The 20,230-nt window shown below is 65.4% G+C and carries 13 protein-coding genes and 2 pseudogenes; all 15 read left to right on the plus strand.

Translation table 11 applies throughout. The features are described 5' to 3' along the window. Positions 1-391: 391 nt before the first annotated feature. Positions 392-1,315, plus strand: a complete 924-nt coding sequence (locus C7402_RS03090) for an IclR family transcriptional regulator (protein WP_224044517.1) — start codon at positions 392-394, stop codon at positions 1,313-1,315. Further along, positions 1,312-2,331: a 2-dehydro-3-deoxygalactonokinase gene (locus tag C7402_RS03095; RefSeq protein WP_116609568.1), complete on the plus strand. Its 1,020-nt coding sequence runs from the start codon at positions 1,312-1,314 to the stop codon at positions 2,329-2,331. The genes C7402_RS03090 and C7402_RS03095 overlap by 4 nt, the downstream gene beginning before the upstream one ends. 60 nt (positions 2,332-2,391) lie before the next feature. Then, positions 2,392-3,069 (plus strand): 2-dehydro-3-deoxy-6-phosphogalactonate aldolase, encoded by a 678-nt coding sequence (locus C7402_RS03100; protein WP_112171989.1) that lies wholly within the window; start codon positions 2,392-2,394, stop codon positions 3,067-3,069. Then, positions 3,066-3,845 (plus strand): SDR family oxidoreductase, encoded by a 780-nt coding sequence (locus C7402_RS03105; protein ID WP_116609569.1) that lies wholly within the window; start codon positions 3,066-3,068, stop codon positions 3,843-3,845. Before C7402_RS03100 ends, C7402_RS03105 begins: the two co-directional genes overlap by 4 nt. Positions 3,846-3,987: 142 nt before the next feature. Then, complete coding sequence (locus C7402_RS03110; protein WP_112171987.1) at positions 3,988-4,992, plus strand: arabinose ABC transporter substrate-binding protein; 1,005 nt, start codon at positions 3,988-3,990, stop codon at positions 4,990-4,992. Between the two features lie 102 nt (positions 4,993-5,094). Next, on the plus strand, positions 5,095-6,606 hold the full coding sequence (gene araG, locus C7402_RS03115; protein ID WP_112171986.1) for an L-arabinose ABC transporter ATP-binding protein AraG: 1,512 nt from the start codon (positions 5,095-5,097) through the stop codon (positions 6,604-6,606). Positions 6,607-6,629: 23 nt separating this feature from the next. Next, positions 6,630-7,658, plus strand: coding sequence for an L-arabinose ABC transporter permease AraH (gene araH, locus C7402_RS03120; protein WP_112171985.1), 1,029 nt, complete (start codon positions 6,630-6,632; stop codon positions 7,656-7,658). A gap of 69 nt (positions 7,659-7,727) precedes the next feature. Continuing rightward, positions 7,728-8,528, plus strand: coding sequence for an SDR family NAD(P)-dependent oxidoreductase (locus C7402_RS03125; RefSeq protein WP_116609676.1), 801 nt, complete (start codon positions 7,728-7,730; stop codon positions 8,526-8,528). Beyond that, a complete protein-coding gene (locus C7402_RS03130) occupies positions 8,525-9,469 on the plus strand; it encodes an SMP-30/gluconolactonase/LRE family protein (protein WP_116609570.1) in 945 nt (314 codons plus the stop codon). The genes C7402_RS03125 and C7402_RS03130 overlap by 4 nt, the downstream gene beginning before the upstream one ends. 410 nt (positions 9,470-9,879) lie before the next feature. Continuing rightward, positions 9,880-10,986 (plus strand): aldose 1-epimerase, encoded by a 1,107-nt coding sequence (locus C7402_RS03135; RefSeq protein WP_116609677.1) that lies wholly within the window; start codon positions 9,880-9,882, stop codon positions 10,984-10,986. 207 nt (positions 10,987-11,193) lie between these two features. Next, complete coding sequence (pyrF, locus tag C7402_RS03140) at positions 11,194-12,009, plus strand: orotidine-5'-phosphate decarboxylase (protein WP_112171982.1); 816 nt, start codon at positions 11,194-11,196, stop codon at positions 12,007-12,009. 158 nt (positions 12,010-12,167) lie between these two features. Continuing rightward, entirely contained in the window at positions 12,168-12,596 is a 429-nt protein-coding gene (locus tag C7402_RS03145) for a nuclear transport factor 2 family protein (protein WP_224044512.1), read from the plus strand. A gap of 815 nt (positions 12,597-13,411) precedes the next feature. After that, positions 13,412-13,888 (plus strand): annotated as a pseudogene (locus C7402_RS48400) (ESPR-type extended signal peptide-containing protein); the annotation flags it as partial. A 15-nt stretch (positions 13,889-13,903) separates the two neighbouring features. Then, positions 13,904-20,003, plus strand: a pseudogene (locus tag C7402_RS03150) (hypothetical protein); the annotation flags it as partial. Between the two features lie 74 nt (positions 20,004-20,077). Beyond that, positions 20,078-20,230 (plus strand): hypothetical protein (locus tag C7402_RS48255; protein ID WP_425273764.1); only part of this gene is annotated, 153 nt, incomplete at its 3' end.

Here is a 20,230-nt window from a genome sequence, read left to right on the forward strand (position 1 = left end):
CGGCCCTCGTTAGCCGTTCGGCAGAGGGCAGCAAAAGCGCGCGATAAACTCAAATTTCCCAATATATGAGCGACCCAATCACATATTGGAGAACTCAAAAGAACCTGCCTACAATCCAATCCATCCGACACGTCCTGTTCGCGCCTTACGCGGCGAACGCGGTCGGCAGACCCAGATAAATCCGGCGCATGCGTCAAGAGGCGCGGCGAACCGGACAGCAAAGGAGACGTTCGCCATGCTTCAGCCAGCGCTTTGCGCGGCCACGCGCCGCCCGCCGCTTTCTGTTCGATGCCCCCTCGCGCATCGCCGTCTCCCGAAGCAGGGTTCGCGCGCCGCCTGACGGCGTGCGCCTCTCATCGATTCCTCCATCGCCCTCGCCATGAACAAAGCGATGTCCCAGACTCTCGCTGCCAGCCTCCCCGACGAGGCCGCCGTCACGGAATCCTCCGCGCAGGCGCAGCCCAAAGGCCGTGCCGCCATCGATGAAATCGGCCTCGCGAGCACGCTGCTCGACGGCTCGATGCAGCAGGCCGGCACCCAGACGCTCCTGCGCGGTCTCGCGATTCTCGAAGCCGCCGCCGCCGGCGTGCGCGACCTGCGCTCGTTCGGCGCGGTGCTCGGCACGACGCGCAGCACCACGCACCGGCTTGTCTCCAGCCTCGTGCAGGCGCGCTACCTGCGCCAGGTGCAGGGCGGTTATCTGCTCGGGCCCAAGCTCATCGAACTCGGCACCATCGCGCTCGAACAGATGCCGCTCACGGCCGTTGCCCGCGCGCACTTGCAGGCGCTCGCCGACGAAACGCTCGACACGATCCACCTCGGCGTGCGCGACGGCGACGACGTCCTCTACATCGACAAGATCCCCGGCCAGCGCGGTCTGGAAATGCGCTCGCGCGTGGGGCACCGCATGCCGCTCGCCTCCACGGGCATTGGCAAGGCGATGATGCTCGACCTCGCGCCGCAGTCGTGGCGCGACCTGTTCGACGCGTCGCGCCGCACGCTCGCGGGCGTGAGCTTCCGCCCCGACCACAGCCTCGAACCCGATACGTTCCTCAAGCGCATGGCGACCTACTCGGCGGGCGGGTACACGTTCGATCTGGAGGAGAACGAAATTTCGATTCGCTGCGTGGCGGCGCCTGTGCGCGACGCGTCCGGTGCGATCGTGGCGGCGCTCTCGGTGGCGAGCACGATTCCCTACATGCCGCTCGAGCGCATGGACGAACTGATTCCGGTCGTGCAGCGCGAAGCGCGCGCGATCTCGCAGGAACTCGGCTGGCGCGCGCCGCAGCCCGCCACGCGCAGGATTCGCCGATGAAGTCGCCCGACAAGAGCGCCGCCGCCCACGACGCGACCACCGACGCCGCCATCGCCCGCAAAGCCGCGCTGATCGCGCTCGACTGGGGCACGACGTCGCTGCGCGCGTATCTCTTCGATGCGGCGGGCAAGGTGATCGCCACGCGCATGTCGACGGCGGGGATCATGAATCTGCCGGTGCCCGCCGAAGCGGGCGGCTTCGACGCGGCCTTCGACGAAGCCTGTGGCGTATGGCTCGGCGAGGCGCCCGCGTTGCCCGTGCTCGCCGCAGGCATGGTGGGCAGCGCCCAGGGCTGGGTGCAGGCGCCCTACGTCGAAACGCCCGCGAGCGCGCAGGCGCTGGTGGCCGGCATCGTGCGCGTGCGCGCGGCCTGCGGCGTGGACGTGGCCGTGGTGCCCGGCGTGCTCGAACCGGGCGCGCTACCCAACGTCATGCGTGGCGAGGAAACGCAGATCTTCGGCGCGCTGGCCGCCACGGGCGACGAGGCCGTGCCGCAAACGGCGCTCATCGGCCTGCCGGGCACGCACGCGAAATGGGTGGTGGTGGAGGGTGAACGCATCGCGCGCTTCTACACCTTCATGACGGGCGAGATTTACGCGGCGCTGTGCGCGCATACGATCCTCGGGCGCACGATGAAGCATCCCGCCGAGCCCGATACCGCAGCGTACCTGCGCGGTGTGAGCGTCGCGCGCGAGCAGGGTTGCGTGGGGCTGCTCGCCACGGCGTTCAGCTCCCGCACGCTGGGCCTCACGGGCCAGCTTGCCGCCGACGAGCAACCCGACTATCTCTCGGGCCTTGTGATCGGCCACGAACTCGCGGGCCTCGAAGCGGCGCTCGCGCGGCGTGACGTGTCGCTCGCGGGCTGCGCGCCGCAACTGATCGGCGCGGAAGCGCTGTGCGAGCGTTACCGGCTCGCGCTCGGCGCATTCGGCTGCGGCGCGCATCTCGTGCGCCACGCGACCGAGCATGGACTGTGGCGCATCGCCATGCAGGCGGGGCTTGTCGCACCGCGCTAGCGCGTGAGCGCCGACGAACCGAATCCGATACGAAGCAACAGGAAGCAACAGGAAGCCGACATGGAAGCCGAACTGAACCTGCCCGCCCCCTACACGCCCCATGCGGGCTTCGTCGCCGCATTCGCCGCGTGCCGCATGATCGCGATCGTGCGCGGCATCAAGCCCGCCGAAGCCGCCGAACACGGCCGCGCGCTCTACGAAGCGGGCTTCCGGATGATCGAAGTCCCGCTCAATTCGCCGCAGCCGCTCGACAGCATTGCGGCGCTGCGCGAGGCGTTGCCCGAGGACGCGATGATCGGCGCGGGCACCGTGCTCACGACCGGGCGTGTGCGCGACGTGCGCGAGGCCGGCGGCGAACTGATCGTGATGCCGCACGCCGACACCGACGTGATCCTCGCCGCGAAGCTTCAGGGCCTCGCGTGCGTGCCCGGCGTCGCCACGCCGACCGAAGCGTTCGCCGCGCTCAGGCACGGCGCGGACGCGCTCAAGATGTTCCCGGCCGAGCAGCTCGGCCCGGCCGTGACGAAGGCATGGCGCGCCGTGATTCCGCCGGTGGTGCCGCTCTTGCCGGTGGGCGGTGTGAAGCCCGACAACATGGGGCCGCAACTCGCGGCGGGTGCGAGCGGCTTCGGCCTTGGATCGGCGCTCTACAAGCCGGGCCAGGACGCGGCCGCCACGCGCGCGAACGCGCTGGCCTTCATCGAAGGCTGGAAGGCCACGCCCGGAGCGCCAAAGTGAATCGGCTCACGGGCAAGGTCGCACTCGTGACCGGCGCCGGACGCGGCATTGGCGCGGCGATCGCGCGCGCGTTCGCCGCCGAGGGCGCGGCCGTCGTGCTCGCGGAGCTCGACGGCGCGAACGCCGACGCCACCGCGTGCGAGATCGCCGGTGCGATCGAGGGCGCGCGAACGCTCGCCGTGCAAACCGACGTGACGCAGCCCGCCTCGGTGCGCGCCGCCGTGGACGAAGCGCAACGCGCGTTCGGCCCGGTGGACGTGCTCGTGAACAACGCGGGCATCAACGTGTTCGCCGACCCGCTCACGATGACCGACGACGACTGGCGCCGCTGCTTCGCCGTCGACCTGGACGGCGTGTGGAACGGCTGCCGCGCCGTGTTGCCGGGCATGGTCGAGCGTCGCGCGGGCAGCATCATCAACATCGCCTCGACGCATGCGTTCCAGATCATTCCGGGCTGCTTTCCGTACCCGGTCGCGAAGCATGGCGTGATCGGCCTCACGCGCGCGCTCGGCATCGAGTACGCGCCGCGCAACGTGCGCGTGAATGCGATTGCGCCCGGTTATATCGAAACGCAGCTCACGCACGACTGGTGGAATGCGCAGCCCGACCCGCAAGCGGCGCGCAAGGCCACGCTGGAACTGCCGCCGATGAAACGCATCGGCCGGCCCGAGGAGGTGGCGATGACGGCGGTGTTCCTCGCTTCGGACGAAGCGCCGTTCATCAACGCGAGCTGCATCACCATCGATGGCGGGCGCACGGCGCTGCATCACGATTGAACCGGACAGAAAAAGCCGTTCGCAGCACGAAGGAAAAAGAATAAGCAGGAATCCACCGAAGCGCTGGCCGCGCGCCTCGGCGGGAACAAGAAGAGGCGGCCGACACCCTTCCCGTGACTGAAGAAGACAGGAGACTGACAACATGCAACGACGTATCTTTCTGACGCTGCTGGCCGCCGCCACCACCACGGCCGCGCTGTGCCATGCGCCCGTGACGCAGGCCGCCGACCAGGTGAAGATCGGCTTTCTCGTGAAGCAGCCCGAAGAGCCGTGGTTCCAGGACGAATGGAAGTTCGCGGAGATGGCGGCCAAGGAGAAGGGCTTCACGCTCGTGAAGATCGGCGCGCCTTCGGGCGAGAAGGTGATGAGCGCGATCGACAACCTCGCGGCGCAAAAGGCGCAGGGCTTCATCATCTGCACGCCTGACGTGAAGCTCGGGCCGGGCATCGTCGCCAAGGCCAAGGCCGACAAGCTCAAGATGATGACCGTGGACGACCGCCTCGTGGACGGCGCGGGCAAGCCGATCGAGTCGGTGCCGCACATGGGCATCTCGGCGTACAACATCGGCAAGCAGGTGGGCGACGGCATTGCCGCCGAAATCAAGAAGCGCGGCTGGGACATGAAGGACGTGGGCGCGATCGACGTGACCTACGAACAGCTGCCGACGGCGCATGACCGCACGAGCGGCGCGACCGATGCGCTGGTCGCCGCGGGCTTCCCGAAGGCGAACATCATCCAGGCGCCGCAGGCGAAGACCGACACGGAAAACGCCTTCAACGCCGCCAACATCGCGCTCACGAAGAACCCGCAGTTCAAGCACTGGGTGGCCTACGCGCTGAACGACGAAGGCGTGCTCGGCGCCGTGCGCGCAGCGGAAGGCCGCGGCTTCAAGGCCGACAACATGATCGGCATCGGCATCGGCGGCTCGGACTCGGCGCTGAACGAGTTCAAGAAGCCGCAGCCGACGGGCTTCTACGGCACCGTCATCATCAGCCCGAAGCGTCACGGCGAGGAAACTTCGGACCTGATGTACACGTGGATCACGCAAGGCAAGGAACCGCCGCTGCTCACGCTGACGACCGGCATGCTGGCCACGCGTGACAACGTGGAGAGCGTGCGTCAGCAGATGGGTCTCGCTTCGAAGTAAGCGCAGGGTGGAAGGGGTTTGAGGTGTTTCCCGCTGCGGGGGCGCTCGCAAGACCAAGGGTGGTGCGAGCGCCAGCAGCGAATCGAATGAGAGGAAACCGAAGTGTCAGCGACACTGCGTTTTGACAATATCGGCAAGGTGTTCCCAGGCGTGCGCGCGCTCGACGGCGTGTCGTTCGACGTGAACGCGGGCGAAGTGCACGGCCTCATGGGCGAGAACGGCGCGGGCAAGTCCACGCTGCTGAAGATACTCGGCGGCGAGTATCAGCCCGATTCCGGCCGCATCCTGATGGACGGCAACGAGGTGCATTTCTCCGATGCGGCGGCTTCGATCGGCGCGGGCATCGCGGTGATCCACCAGGAATTGCAGTACGTGCCCGATCTCACCGTTGCGGAAAACCTGCTGCTCGGCGCGTTGCCCAATGCGCTCGGCTGGGTGAAGCGCGGCGAGGCGCGCAAGTTCGTGCGCGAGCGCCTCACCGCAATGGGCGTGGATCTCGATCCGGCCGCGAAGCTGCGCAAGCTTTCCATCGCGCAGCGCCAGATGGTGGAAATCTGCAAGGCGCTCTTGCGCAATGCGCGCGTGATCGCGCTCGACGAGCCGACCAGCTCGCTCTCGCACCGCGAGACCGAAGTGCTGTTCAAGCTCGTGCGCGAGCTGCGCGCCGATAACCGCGCGCTCATCTACATCTCGCACCGCATGGACGAGATCTACGAGTTGTGCAACGCCTGCACGATCTTCCGCGACGGCCGCAAGGTCGCCTCGCACGAGAAGCTCGAAGAGGTGAAGCGGGAAACGCTCGTGCACGAAATGGTGGGCCGCGAGATCAGCGACATCTACAACTACACGCCGCGCGAGCAGGGCAACGTGCGCTTCGCGGTGCGCGGGATCGAAGGACATCCGCTCAACGAAGCGGCGAGCTTTGAGGTGAAGGCGGGCGAGATCGTCGGCTTTTTCGGCCTGGTGGGCGCGGGGCGCAGCGAGCTCATGCAGCTCATCTACGGCACGCACAAGCGGCGCGCGGGCGAGATCGAACTGGACGGCAAGACCATTCGCGTGAAAAGCGCGAGCGACGCGATCCGCCACGGCATCGTGCTGTGCCCCGAAGACCGCAAGGAGCAGGGCATCGTTGCGATGGCAACGGTTTCGGAGAACATCAACATCAGTTGCCGTCGCCATTTCCTGCGCGCGGGCATGTTCCTCGACCGCAAGAAGGAAGCCGAAACAGCGGACCGTTTCATCAAGCTCCTGAAGATCAAGACGCCGAGCCGCCGCCAGAAAATCCGCTTTCTTTCGGGCGGCAACCAGCAAAAAGCGATTCTGTCGCGCTGGCTGGCCGAGCCTGACCTGAAGGTCGTGATTCTCGACGAGCCCACACGCGGTATCGACGTGGGCGCGAAGCATGAAATCTACAACGTGATCTACCAGCTCGCCGCGCGCGGCTGCGCGATCGTGATGGTGTCGTCGGAGTTGCCGGAGGTGCTCGGCGTGTCGGATCGCATCGTGGTGATGCGCGAAGGCCGCATTTCTGGCGAGTTGCCGCGCAGCGCGGCGAGCGAACACGCGGTGCTCGACCTTGCGCTGCCCAAGCGCACGCAGGCGAGAGCCGCATGAGTGGATGGGGAGGAGTGACTGAAATGCAAGCAAGAGAAAACCTGGCGGCGGAGTCTGCCAACAGCGCCGCCAAAAGCGTTGCCGACGCGCTGATTCCAAGCCCCACCGACAAGCAGAAGTGGTGGCAGCAAATCACCGAGTACAGCCTGATCGTGATTTTCGCGGTCATGTTCATCGTGATGTCGCTGACCGTCGATCACTTCTTCTCGATCGAGAACATGCTCGGCCTCGCGCTGTCGGTCTCGCAGATCGGCATGGTGGCCTGCACGATGATGTTCTGTCTCGCCTCACGCGACTTCGACCTTTCCGTGGGCTCGACAGTCGCGTTCGCGGGCGTGCTCTGCGCGATGGTGCTCAACGCGACCGGCAACACGTTCATCGCCATCGTCGCGGCGGTGGCGGCGGGCGCGGCGATCGGCTTCGTGAACGGCGCGGTGATCGCGTACCTGCGCATCAACGCGCTGATCACCACGCTCGCCACGATGGAAATCGTGCGGGGCCTCGGCTTCATCGTCTCGCATGGCCAGGCCGTGGGCGTGTCGTCGGACACGTTCATCGCCATGGGCACGGCATCGTTCTTCGGCGTGCAACTGCCGATCTGGGTCACGCTCGTGTGCTTCATCGCGTTCGGTGTGATGCTCAATCAAACCGTGTACGGGCGCAACACGCTCGCGATCGGCGGCAATCCGGAGGCGTCGCGTCTCGCCGGTATCAAGGTCGAGCGCACGCGTGTCTGGATCTTCCTGATCCAGGGCGCGGTCACGGCGCTCGCGGGCGTGATTCTCGCCTCGCGCATCACCTCGGGCCAGCCGAACGCGGCCGAAGGCTTCGAGCTGAACGTGATCTCGGCGTGCGTGCTTGGCGGCGTGTCGCTGCTGGGCGGGCGCGCGACGATCTCGGGCGTGGTGATCGGCGTGCTGATCATGGGGACGGTCGAGAACGTCATGAACCTGATGAACATCGACGCGTTCTATCAGTACCTCGTGCGCGGCGCGATCCTGCTCGCGGCGGTGCTGCTCGACCAGTTGAAGAACCGCGGCGCGCGCGATTGAATTTGCCGACGGCCACACAAGGAATCCAGAACGATGTCGCTCAACGCAAATTCGCCCGCGAATTCACTCGTGAATTCACCCGCTAGTGCGCTCACGCGCCACGCGCACGAAAACTACGCGCGTTATCCGAGCCTGGCCGACCGCGTGGTGCTCGTCACGGGCGGCGCGACCGGCATCGGCGCGTCGTTCGTCGAGCACTTCGCGGCGCAGGGCGCCCGCGTGGCGTTCTTCGATATCGACACGAGCGCGGGACAGGCGCTCGCCGACGAACTCGGCGACTCGCGCCACAAGCCGCTGTTCGCCAATGTCGATCTCGCCGATATCGCGGCCCTGCGCGCCGCCATCGCCGACGTGAAGGCGGCGCTCGGGCCGATCCAGGTGCTCGTGAACAACGCCGCGAACGACAAACGGCACACGCTGGCGGAAGTGACGCCCGAATCGTTCGATGCGGGCGTCGCCGTGAACTTGCGCCATCAACTCTTCGCGGCGCAGGCCGTGGCGGAAGACATGAAGGAGGCGCGCGCGGGCACGATCATCAATCTGGGATCGATTAGCTGGATGCTCAAGCAAGCCGAGATGCCCGTCTATACGATGAGCAAGTCGGCGGTGCAGGGCCTCACGCGCGGCCTCGCGAAGGACCTCGGGCGGTACGGCATTCGTGTGAATTCGCTCGTGCCCGGCTGGGTGATGACGGACAAGCAGCGCCGCCTGTGGCTCACCGACGAAGGCCGCGAGAGCATCAGGCGGGGCCAGTGCATCGACGCCGAACTGTTGCCCGCGGACCTCGCGCGCATGGCGCTATTCCTCGCCGCCGACGACAGCCGGATGATCACCGCGCAGGACATCGTGGTGGATGGAGGCTGGGCATGAGCGCAAACGAAAACGAGAACGCAAACGCAGGCGCCGGCGGCGACGCACCGGACGACCCGGTAGCCGAACTGCTCGTTCACGCGAAATGCGAACTGGGCGAGGGCGCGACCTGGTGCGCGCGCAGCGGGCGGCTGTACTGGGTCGACATCTCGGGCAAGCGCCTGCAACGCTACGACGTGCGCGAAGGCAAGCATCTCACGTGGGACATGCCCGAGCGCCTCGCGTGCTTCGCGCTGTGCGAGGACGAGCGCACGCTGCTGCTGGGCCTTGCCTCACAGCTTGCGTTCTTCGATCTGGAAACGGGCGCGATCGAGCCCATCGTCGAAGTCGAACCCGGCGTGCCCACGCGCCTGAACGACGGGCGCTGCGACCGCCAGGGCCGCTTCGTGTTCGGCACCAAATACGAGGCGACGCCCCGGGAGGCGATCGGCGGCTTCTATCGTCTGAACCATAACCTCACGCTCGAGCGGCTACCGCTGCCCGCGCCCGCCATCTCGAACAGCATTGCATTCAGCCCCGACGGCGCGACGATGTATTACTGCGATTCGCCCACGCGCGAGATTCGCGCCTGCGACTACGGCACGGACGGCACGATTGCAAACGAACGTACGTTCGTGAAGCTCGGCGACGCCTCCGGCGTGCCAGACGGCTCCACCGTCGATGCCGAAGGCGGCCTCTGGAACGCGCAGTGGGGCGGCGAGCGAGTGGTGCGCTACGGTGTGGATGGCGTGGAAACCGAGCGAGTAAAGATTCCCACAGCGCAGCCAAGCTGCGTTACGCTCGGCGGTGCGCTTCTGGACACGCTTTATGTCACGAGCGCGCGCGAGGAGATGGAGGAGGAGACACTCGCGCGCGAGCCGCACGCAGGCGGCGTGTTCTCGGTTCGAATCGGCCGCCAGGGCCTTGAAGAACCGCGGTTTCAGGGGCGCCGGCGTGCTTGAGGCAGGCTGTATCAAGCACTGCCCGCAAGCGCACCCGCATCGATTCGGGCAGCGGCCCGCGCGCGCCGCACCGAAGCAAGCTGTAAGCCTCAACCCCGCGCGCACACCGCAAACAGACGGATAGTCGTTGTTCTTCGGCAACAGATGCAGTCGATCGGAAACACGCAGTCGGCCGTACCTGCAAGACCAGAAGGTGAAGGGCAAGCACAAGAAGCGGCCGCCGGACCCTGCGAGAGTGAGCGCACGGCATCGGCAGGCCACCGGTGAGCCGTCGTTCGCGGCGGCAATCAAACATGCCTCTCGAGGAGCAGCTTATGAGCGTCGCGAATTCCGCTGTGCGTCAACCCGACCGTTCCACCGCGAGTCCCCGTGCGTCGGCCGCGGCGTCGAACGCCGCCGCTTCATCGCCAATGCCCACTTCCCCCACCTCGACGGCTTCGCCTGCCTCGCCCGCAGCCGCGCGCCGCGCGCGGCTGGAAGCCACCACCCATCCCGTTCTGCCGGGGCCCAGCACCTCGGCGGTCGCCATCGGCGCGGCCGGCACGAGCGACGTGGCCTGCGTGACGCTGGCCAACGCGTATCTGCGGCTCGACGTTGCGCCGCAACTGGGCGGCGGGATCACGCGCTTCGACTGGCGCAGCGAAGGCGCGCTCGAACCCGTGTTCCGCCGCTGCGAACGCGTGAGCGCGCGCATGGACCCGAACGAGCTGGCGTGCTACCCGCTGTTGCCGTATTCGAACCGCATCGGCGAAGGGCGCTTTCACTTTGGCGGCCGCGATGTCGAAGTCCCGCGCAATCGCGCAAGCGAGCCGCTGCCGATTCACGGCGACGGCTGGCTCGCGCCCTGGAGCGTCGCCAGCGCCGATCGCGAGAACGTGACGCTCGTGCTCGACCGCAGCACGGGCGAGCCCTATTCGTACCGCGCGACGCTCACCTATGCGCTCGACGGCGCCACGCTCGGCATCGCGCTGGAAGTGGAAAACACGGGGCGCGACGCACTGCCGTTCGGTCTCGGCGTGCATCCGTTCCTCGCGCGCGACGCGAGCACCGAGCTTTCCGCGCCCGCAAGCGGCCTCTGGCTCTCCGGCGACGACTGGCTGCCGGTGCGCCACGTGCCCGCGCCGCCCGCCTGGCAGTTCGGCGTGGCCTATCCGCTGCCTGAGCAGCTCGTGAATCACGCCTTCAGCGGCTGGAGCGGGCGCGCGGCCGTGGTGTGGGAGCGCCGCCGGCTTTCGCTGTCGATCTGCGCCAACACCGACTACTACGTGCTCTACACGCCGCCCGGCGCGGACTTCTTCTGCTTCGAGCCGGTCGACCATCCGATCAACGCCGTGAACCTGCACGGCGGCGCCGACGCCAACGGCATGACTGTGCTCGCCCAAGGCGAGCGGCTCGTGCGGCGCTTTTCCTTCACCGTGGAGCGCATGGACATGCGCGCGATGGCGAGCCCCCATCGCGCCGGCGCACGGGGCCGGGCGGGCGGTCGGGGCGGCAAGGGCGCGCGCGGGCGCGGCTGAGAACGGCCTGCCCGGCGCCGCGCTCGCGCCGGAGCACGGTCGTCTGATTCGTCTAACGATAATGCGCCGCGCAGCTGGGCAAACCGGCGGCGCGGCGGCCATTCGGCTTGCAAGAGCGCGCCGATGGCCGCCGCCCGGAGCGCCGCCCGCCAAGCCGGGTAAAATACGCGCCGTTTTCCCTTCACCGGCTCGCCGCGAGCAAACACCATGACTTCCTTTACCCAGACCCTCGGCGCCGCCTGGCAGCGCACCGGCTCGCTGCTGTGCGTGGGCCTCGACCCCGAGCCGACGAAATTCCCGGCCGCGCTCAACGGCCGCAGCGACGCGATCTTCGAGTTCTGCCGCGACATCGTCGACGCCACGGCACCCTACGCGTGCTCGTTCAAGCCGCAAATCGCGTACTTCGCCGCGCATCGCGCCGAAGACCAGCTCGAAGCGCTGATCGCGCACGTCCACGAGAAGCATCCGGGCCTGCCCGTGATCCTCGACGCCAAGCGCGGCGACATCGGCAGCACCGCCGAGCAGTACGCACGCGAAGCGTTCGAGCGCTTCAAGGCCGACGCGGTGACGGTCAATCCCTATATGGGCTTCGATTCGATCGAGCCGTGGCTCGAACACAAGGGCAAAGGGGTGATCGTGCTGTGCCGCACCTCGAACCCCGGCGGCTCCGACCTGCAATTCCTGACGGTGGATGGCAAGCCGCTCTATCAGATCGTCGCGGGCCTCGCCGCGCAGAAGTGGAACGCGAGCGGTGAACTGGGCCTCGTGGTGGGCGCAACCTTCCCGAAGGAAATCGAGACGGTTCGCGCGATCGTGGGCGACATGCCCCTGCTGATTCCCGGCATCGGCGCCCAGGGCGGCGATGTGGAATCCACCGTGAAGGCCGGCCGCACGGCCAACGGCACGGGCATGCTCATCAACTCGTCGCGCGCGATCATCTACGCGAGCAAGGGCGAGGATTACGCTCAGGCGGCTGCAACGGCCGCGATGGCCACGCGCGACAAGATCAACGCATACCGTTGAGTGTGTTTCGAAGAAGTCCTATTCGATCGAGCGGTTTCAGTGATTAGCATCAATGGAGTGGGCTGACTCAGACGATTTACGCGCGGCGCGACGTGTTGCGCTGCGATCCGTTTGATAGGCTCACGCCCCCGCTCGAAATGGTTTTCAGGACTTTGACGATGATGAAACGCACGCTTATGAAGCTGTGCGCCGCGCTCCTGCTCGCAGGAGCCAGCGTCGCACACGCCACGCCGCAGGCCGATCAGGCGGCATTGCTACAGCTCGAGCAAAGCTGGGTAGATGCCGCGCCTACGCATGACCGGACAGTGCTCGATCAACTGCTCGACGACTCCTACATCGAGACGACGCCCAGTGGCGTTCGACGTACCAAGGCTGACGTCATGAACGCTCCGCCGCCGCCCGCCGGCGCTACGCAGACGCTGCGCGACATGCAGGTGAGTCTGAATGGCGATACGGCCATCGTGCAGGGCATCAATCGCTATCAACCTCCGCAATCGACGCAGTACATGGACTTCACGTTTACCGACGTGTTTGTCCGGCACGATGGCCGTTGGCGAGTCGTCTCGTCACAGTCGACGCGCCGCTGAACGCTGAAGCACCGGTCGCCTGCCCGGCCGGTGACGCCTTCGCTGGCGCCTCGCTTGTCACCGCGTGTCTCACCGCTTGCTCTTCTGATTCTGAATTGGCGCGCGACGCGCCGCTTCCCGCATCCTGCGGTCGCATTCTCCAGCCACAAGACGATTGGCGCGGCATGGTCCATCACGGGCGCCGCGATTTAAGTCGATCGTCAAAAGAATTTAAGAAAGATCGATGTCTGGCCTGGATGATTGTTAGGAAATCTTAGATATTCATTTGAAAAATAAGAATCGGCTTATGTAAGAAACGCCGACGTCATTCTATTCTTACCTGTCAGCTACAGTCGGCTTCCCCTGCGTCGAAGCGCGTGCTCACAAAGGGGCTCCGTGCGACCCGCCGCGATCCGCAGTTCATGAGAGGTCGGCGGTAGCTGCGATTCGCCGCGTCGAAGGTTTGCGGCGCGTCCTGATGATCGGTATGCCGATGACCTGACTCGACCTGGTCCGCCGCTCATTCTTTTTGAACGCGTACGAGAACCGGATGAACAGCGGTTGGCGATCACTCTCGCATTTATCCGATATTTTTCCGGGCAGGTTTCCGTAACACTGTTTATGAAACATCGCGGTTTGAACGGGTAAGCGCCTGCCATGGCGCCAGTTGGTAAAGGCGACTACATAAGTAATCCTTGTTAGAAATATAGGATTGCAAAATAAATTGGTAAATCTCCTGTCAGTGAAAGCGGGCGGGTGTGGCGGAAATTCTGGTTGATCGGCGCGCTGATGCTGCGCTCAGGCCGGTTGAATATTTATATTTCGAAGGATTGAAAGTGAACAAGACCTATCGCTCTGTCTGGAACGAGTCCACGGGAACTTGGGTCGCGGCGGACGAAAACACCAGAGCGCGTGGAAAGAAGGCGTCAGCCAGCACCGTGGCCCTGGCGGCCGGTGTTGTTCTTGCCGGTTACTCCGCAGCGGGCTTTGCGGGCACGCTTGATGGCGGCTATCTCGACCCCGCCAATGCCGCACTCAACGGGTATGCTGTTGCCTATGGCCAAGGCGCGGTTGCCAGCACGTCGTTTACGACTTTGGAGCCGACGGCGATCGGTGGCAATGCGACCGCGGGGGCGAATGGTTCGGTAGCAATCGGCTACAGCAGCAATGTCATTGCGGGTGGTGTGCCCGGGTCGTTGTCGGCTGCCCAGCCAGCCGGGGTGGCGATCGGCACCAAGTCCAACAGTAATGGCTCGCAGGCTTTGGCCGTGGGCTACGGGGCAAACGCGCAGTACGACTATTCGGTCGCTTTGGGGGGGCAAAGCCTCACAAACGCAAACGGCGCGGACACGTTCGGTGCGGCCGCCACCGCGGGGGGAACCAACTCGCTGGCCATTGGCTATGCCAGCGTTGCATCGGCCACCAACTCCGTCGCGCTGGGCGCTGGTGCGACGGCGAACAGGGCGAACGCAGTGTCGGTGGGCAATGCCACCACGCAGAACCAGATCATCAATGTGGCGAACGGTATCCTGAGCGCCACGAGCACGGATGTCGTGAACGGCTCGCAACTCTACGCGTTGGCCAATTCGGAAGCGAATGCGTTCGGCGCCGGTTCCACAGTGAACAGCAACGGCTCGATTTCCAGTCCTCAGTATGTCCAGAACGGCACCACCTTCACCGACGTAGGCAGCGCGCTGAACAATATCGCCAACGGCGGCGGTATCGAGTATTTCCATACGAACTCCACGCTGGGCGATTCGTCGGCCAAGGGCACGAACAGCACGGCAATCGGACCGGTGGCGACTGCGGCCGGTACGAACGCGATTGCCATCGGCAACGGTGCATACGTGGCTTCGACCGTGAGCAACTCGGTCGCGCTAGGCAATGGCGCAACGGTTTCCGCCGCGGCGACCCCGACGGCAAGCGTCACGATCAGCGGCAAGTCCTATACGGTTGCAGGCGCATCGCCCACGGGCGTGGTGAGCGTGGGCGCGGCCAACGCGGAGCGCCAGATCACGAATGTGGCGGCAGGAAACGTGAGCGCGTCGAGCACCGACGCGGTGAACGGATCCCAGTTGTTCGCAACGGATTCGCAGGTCACGCAGAATTCGACGAACATCTCGAACCTGCAAGGCTCGGTGACGACCATCCAGGCGCAATTGCCTAATGTCGTGCTGTACGACTCGTCGGCGCACAACAAGGTGACGCTGGGCGGCACGGGCGCCAGCGCCGCGGTGAAGCTGACGAACGTGGCGGCGGGCGACGTCAGCGCGTCGAGCACGGACGCGGTGAACGGTTCGCAGCTCTATGCGACGAATACGAACATCTCGAATATTTCCGGCGATGTGACGAACATCGGCGGCCAGCTCACGAGCATCAACAGCCAGCTCACGACGATCAACGGCCAGCTTGCCGATGCGGTGCTGTACGACTCGTCGGCGCACAACAAGGTGACGCTGGGCGGCACGGGCGCGAGCGTGGCCGTGAAGCTGACGAACGTGGCGGCGGGCGACCTGAGCGCTTCGAGCACGGATGCGATCAATGGCTCGCAGCTGTACGCGACGAATACGGACGTGTCGAACCTCGCAGGCGATGTGACGAACCTCAATGGTCAGGTCACGACGATCAACGGTCAGCTTGCCAATGCGGTGATGTACGACTCGTCGGCGCATGCCTCCGTGACGCTGGGCGGCACGGGCGCCAGCGCGGCGGTGAAGCTGACGAACGTGGCGGCGGGCGACGTGAGCACGTCGAGCACCGATGCGATCAATGGCTCGCAGCTGTACGCGACGAATGCGAGCGTCTCGAATCTCGCCGGCGATGTGACGAACCTTGCCGGCGATGTCACGAACCTCAACGGCCAGGTCACGACGATCAACGGTCAGCTTGCCAATGCGGTGATGTACGACTCGTCGGCGCATAGCTCGGTGACGCTGGGCGGCACGGGCGCGAGCTCGGCGGTGAAACTGACGAACGTGGCGGCGGGCGACCTGAGCGCGTCGAGCACGGATGCGGTCAATGGCGCGCAGCTGTACGCGACGAACCAGAGCGTGTCGAACCTGTCGGGCGACATCACGAGCATCAGCGGCCAGCTTGCCGATACGGTGATGTATGACTCGTCGGCACATGCCTCGGTGACGCTGGGCGGCACGGGCGCAAGCACGGCCGTGAAGCTGACGAACGTGGCGGCGGGCGGCGTGAGCGCGTCGAGCACGGACGCGGTGAACGGCTCGCAACTGTACGCGACGAATGCGAACGTCTCGAACGTTGCCGGTAGCGTGACGAGCATCAACAGTCAGCTCACGACGATCAACGGCCAGCTTGCCGATGCGGTGATGTACGACTCGTCGGCGCATGCGTCGGTGACGCTGGGCGGCACGGCTGCGAGCGCAGCGGTGAAGCTGACGAACGTGGCGGCAGGCGACCTGAGCGCGTCGAGCACGGACGCGGTGAATGGCTCGCAGCTCTACGCGACGAATACGAATATTTCGAATATCGCTGGCGATGTGACCAACCTTGGCGGTCAGGTCACGAGCATGAACAGCCAGATCACGACGATCAACGGCCAGCTTGCCGATGCGGTGATGTACGACTCGTCGGCGCACAGCACGGTGACGCTGGGTGGTTCGGGCGCGAGCTCGGCCGTGAAGCTGACGAACGTGGCGGCGGGCGACCTGAACGCATCGAGCACGGACGCGATCAATGGCGCGCAACTGTATGCGACGAACGAAAGCGTCTCGAACCTGGCGGGCGATATCACGAGCATCAACGGCCAGCTTGCTGACGCGGTGCGGTACGACTCGTCGGCGCATTCCTCTGTGACGTTGGGCGGGACGGGTGCGAGCGCAGCGGTGAAGCTGACGAACGTGGCGGCGGGCGATCTGAGCGCATCGAGCACGGACGCCGTGAACGGCTCGCAGCTGTACGCAACGAACGAGAACGTCTCGAACCTCGCCGGCGATGTGACGAACATCAATGGCCAGATCACGACGATCAACGGCCAGCTTGCCGATGCGGTGATGTACGACTCGTCGGCGCATGACACGGTGACGCTGGGCGGCACGGCAGCGAGCGCAGCGGTGAAGCTGACGAACGTGGCGGCGGGTGATGTCAGCGCGTCGAGCACGGATGCAGTGAACGGCTCGCAGCTGTACGCAACGAACGAGAACGTTTCGAACATCGCTGGCGATGTGACGAACATCAATGGCCAGATCACGTCGATCAACGGTCAGCTTGCTGACGCGGTGATGTACGACTCGTCGGCGCATGGCACGGTGACGCTGGGCGGCACGGCAGCGAGCGCGGCGGTGAAGCTGACGAACGTGGCGGCGGGCGATCTGAGCGCGTCGAGCACGGATGCGGTGAACGGTTCGCAGCTGTACGCGACGAACACGAACGTGTCGAACGTAGCTGGTGATGTGACAAGCATCAACGGCCAGATCACGACGATCAACGGTCAGCTTGCTGATGCCGTGATGTACGACTCGTCGGCGCACGCCTCAGTGACGCTGGGCGGCACGGATGCCAGCTCGGCCGTGAAGCTGACGAACGTGGCGGCGGGCGACCTGAGCGCGTCGAGCACGGACGCGGTGAACGGCTCGCAGCTGTACGCGACGAACGAGAGCATCTCGAACGTTGCTGGCGAAGTGACGAGCATCAACGGCCAGATCACGACGATCAACGGTCAGCTTGCTGACGCGGTGATGTATGACTCGTCGGCGCATTCTTCGGTGACGCTGGGCGGTACGGGTGCCAGCTCGACGGTGAAGCTGACGAACGTGGCGGCAGGCGCGCTGAATGCGTCGAGCACGGACGCGGTGAACGGCTCGCAGCTGTATGCGACGAATGAAAACATCTCGAACCTGGCGGGCGATGTAACGAGCATTGGCGGCCAGATCACGGACATCAACGGCCAGATCACGACGATCAACGGTCAGCTTGCCGATGCGGTGATGTACGACTCGTCGGCACACGCCTCGGTGACGCTGGGCGGTACGAGTGCCAGCTCGACGGTGAAGCTGACGAACGTGGCGGCGGGCGAACTGAGCGTGTCGAGCACCGACGCAATCAATGGCTCGCAGCTGTACGCGACGAACGAGAACATCTCCAACCTGTCGGGCGACATTACGACGATCAACGGTCAGCTTGCTGACGCGGTGATGTACGACTCGTCGGCGCATTCCTCGGTGACGCTGGGTGGTTCGGGCGCCAGCTCGACGGTGAAGCTGACGAACGTCGCAGCGGGCGATGTGAGCGCGTCGAGCACGGACGCGATCAATGGCTCGCAGCTGTACGCGACGAACGAGAACGTCTCGAACCTGGCAGGCGATGTGACGACCATTGGTGGTCAGGTCACGGACATCAACGGCCAGATCACGACGATCAACGGTCAGCTTGCCGATGCCGTGATGTACGACTCGTCGGCGCACGACACGGTGACGCTGGGCGGTTCGGGTGCAAGCTCGACGGTGAAGCTGACAAACGTGGCGGCGGGCGATCTGAACGCGTCAAGCACGGACGCAATCAATGGCTCGCAGCTGTACGCGACGAACGAGAACATCTCGAACCTGTCGGGCGACATCACGACGATCAACGGCCAGCTCGCTGACGCGGTGATGTACGACTCGTCGGCGCATGCGTCGGTGACGCTGGGCGGCTCGGGCGCCAGCTCGACGGTGAAGCTGACGAACGTGGCGGCGGGCGAGTTGAGCGCGTCGAGCACGGACGCGGTCAATGGTTCGCAGCTGTACGCGACGAACCAGGGCATCACGGACATTAACGGCCAGATCACGAGCATCAACGGTCAGCTTGCTGATGCAGTGATGTACGACTCGTCGGCACACGACACGGTGACGCTGGGCGGCACGGATGCAAGCTTGGCGGTAAAGCTGACGAACGTGGCGGCGGGCGAGTTGAGCGCGTCGAGCACGGACGCGGTGAACGGCTCGCAGCTGTACGCGACGAACACGAACGTGTCGAATCTCGCTGGCGATGTGACGAACATCAACGGCCAGATCACGACGATCAACGGTCAGCTTGCTGACGCGGTGATGTACGACTCGTCGGCGCATGACACGGTGACGCTGGGCGGCGCGGGCGCAAGCTCGGCGGTGAAGCTGACGAACGTGGCGGCGGGCGATCTGAGCGCATCGAGCACGGATGCGGTGAACGGTTCGCAGCTGTACGCAACGAACGAGAGCATCTTGAACCTGGCGGGCGATGTGACGAGCATTGGCGGCCAGGTTACAGACATCAACGGCCAGATCACGACGATCAACGGTCAGCTTGCCGATGCGGTGATGTACGACTCGTCGGCACACGACACGGTGACGCTGGGTGGTACGGGTGCAAGCTCGGCAGTGAAGCTGACGAACGTGGCAGCGGGCGAGTTGAGCGCGTCGAGCACGGATGCAATCAATGGCTCGCAACTGTACGCGACGAACCAGAGCATCACGGACATCAACGGCCAGATCACGACGATCAACGGCCAGCTTGCCGATGCGGTGATGTACGACTCGTCGGCGCATGCCTCGGTGACGCTGGGCGGCACGGACGCCAGCGTGGCCGTGAAGCTGACGAACGTGGCAGCGGGCGACCTGAGCGCGTCGAGCACGGACGCGGTGAACGGTTCGCAGCTGTACGCGACGAACCAGGGCATCACGGACATCAACGGCCAGATCACGACCATCAACGGCCAGATCACGAACATCAACGGCCAGATCACGTCGATCAACGGCCAGCTTGCTGACGCGGTGATGTACGACTCGTCGGCGCATGACACGGTGACGCTGGGCGGCACGGGCGCAAGCTCGGCGGTGAAGCTGACGAACGTGGCGGCGGGCGATCTGAGCGCGTCGAGCACGGACGCGGTGAACGGTGCGCAGTTGTACGCGACGAACCAGAGCATCACGGACATCAGCGGCCAGATCACGTCGATCAACGGCCAGCTTGCTGACGCGGTGATGTACGACTCGTCGGCGCACGATTCGGTGACGCTGGGCGGAACGGGTGCCAGCACGCCGGTGGCGCTGCACAACGTGGCGGCGGGCGATGTGAGCGCGTCGAGCTTCGACGCGGTGAACGGCTCGCAGCTCTACGGCCTGGCCAGTTCGACGGCCAGCTCGCTGGGTGGCGGCTCGACGGTGAACGCGGACGGTTCGATCTCGAATCCGACCTACGTGCTCAACGGCGGGACGTATAACAACGCGGGCGACGCTTTCACGGCGCTCAGCGGCGACATCACGAACATCAACGGCCAGCTTGCCGATGCGGTGACGTATGACTCGTCGGCGCACGATTCGGTGACGCTGGGCGGTGCGGGCGCAACCACGCCGGTGGCGCTGCACAACGTGGCGGCGGGCGATGTCAGCGCGTCGAGCACGGACGCGGTGAACGGCTCGCAGCTGTACACGACGAACCAGAACGTCTCGAACCTGGCTGGCGATGTGACGAACATCAACGGCCAGATCACGACGATCAACGGCCAGCTCGCTGATGCCGTGATGTACGACTCGTCGGCGCACGACACGGTGACGCTGGGCGGAGCGGGCGCAACCACGGCGGTGAAGCTGACGAACGTGGCGGCGGGCGATCTGAGCGCGTCGAGCACGGACGCGGTGAACGGTGCGCAGTTGTACGCGACGAACCAGAGCATC

Source organism: Paraburkholderia unamae (assembly GCF_003096875.1).
Lineage (GTDB): Bacteria > Pseudomonadota > Gammaproteobacteria > Burkholderiales > Burkholderiaceae > Paraburkholderia > Paraburkholderia unamae.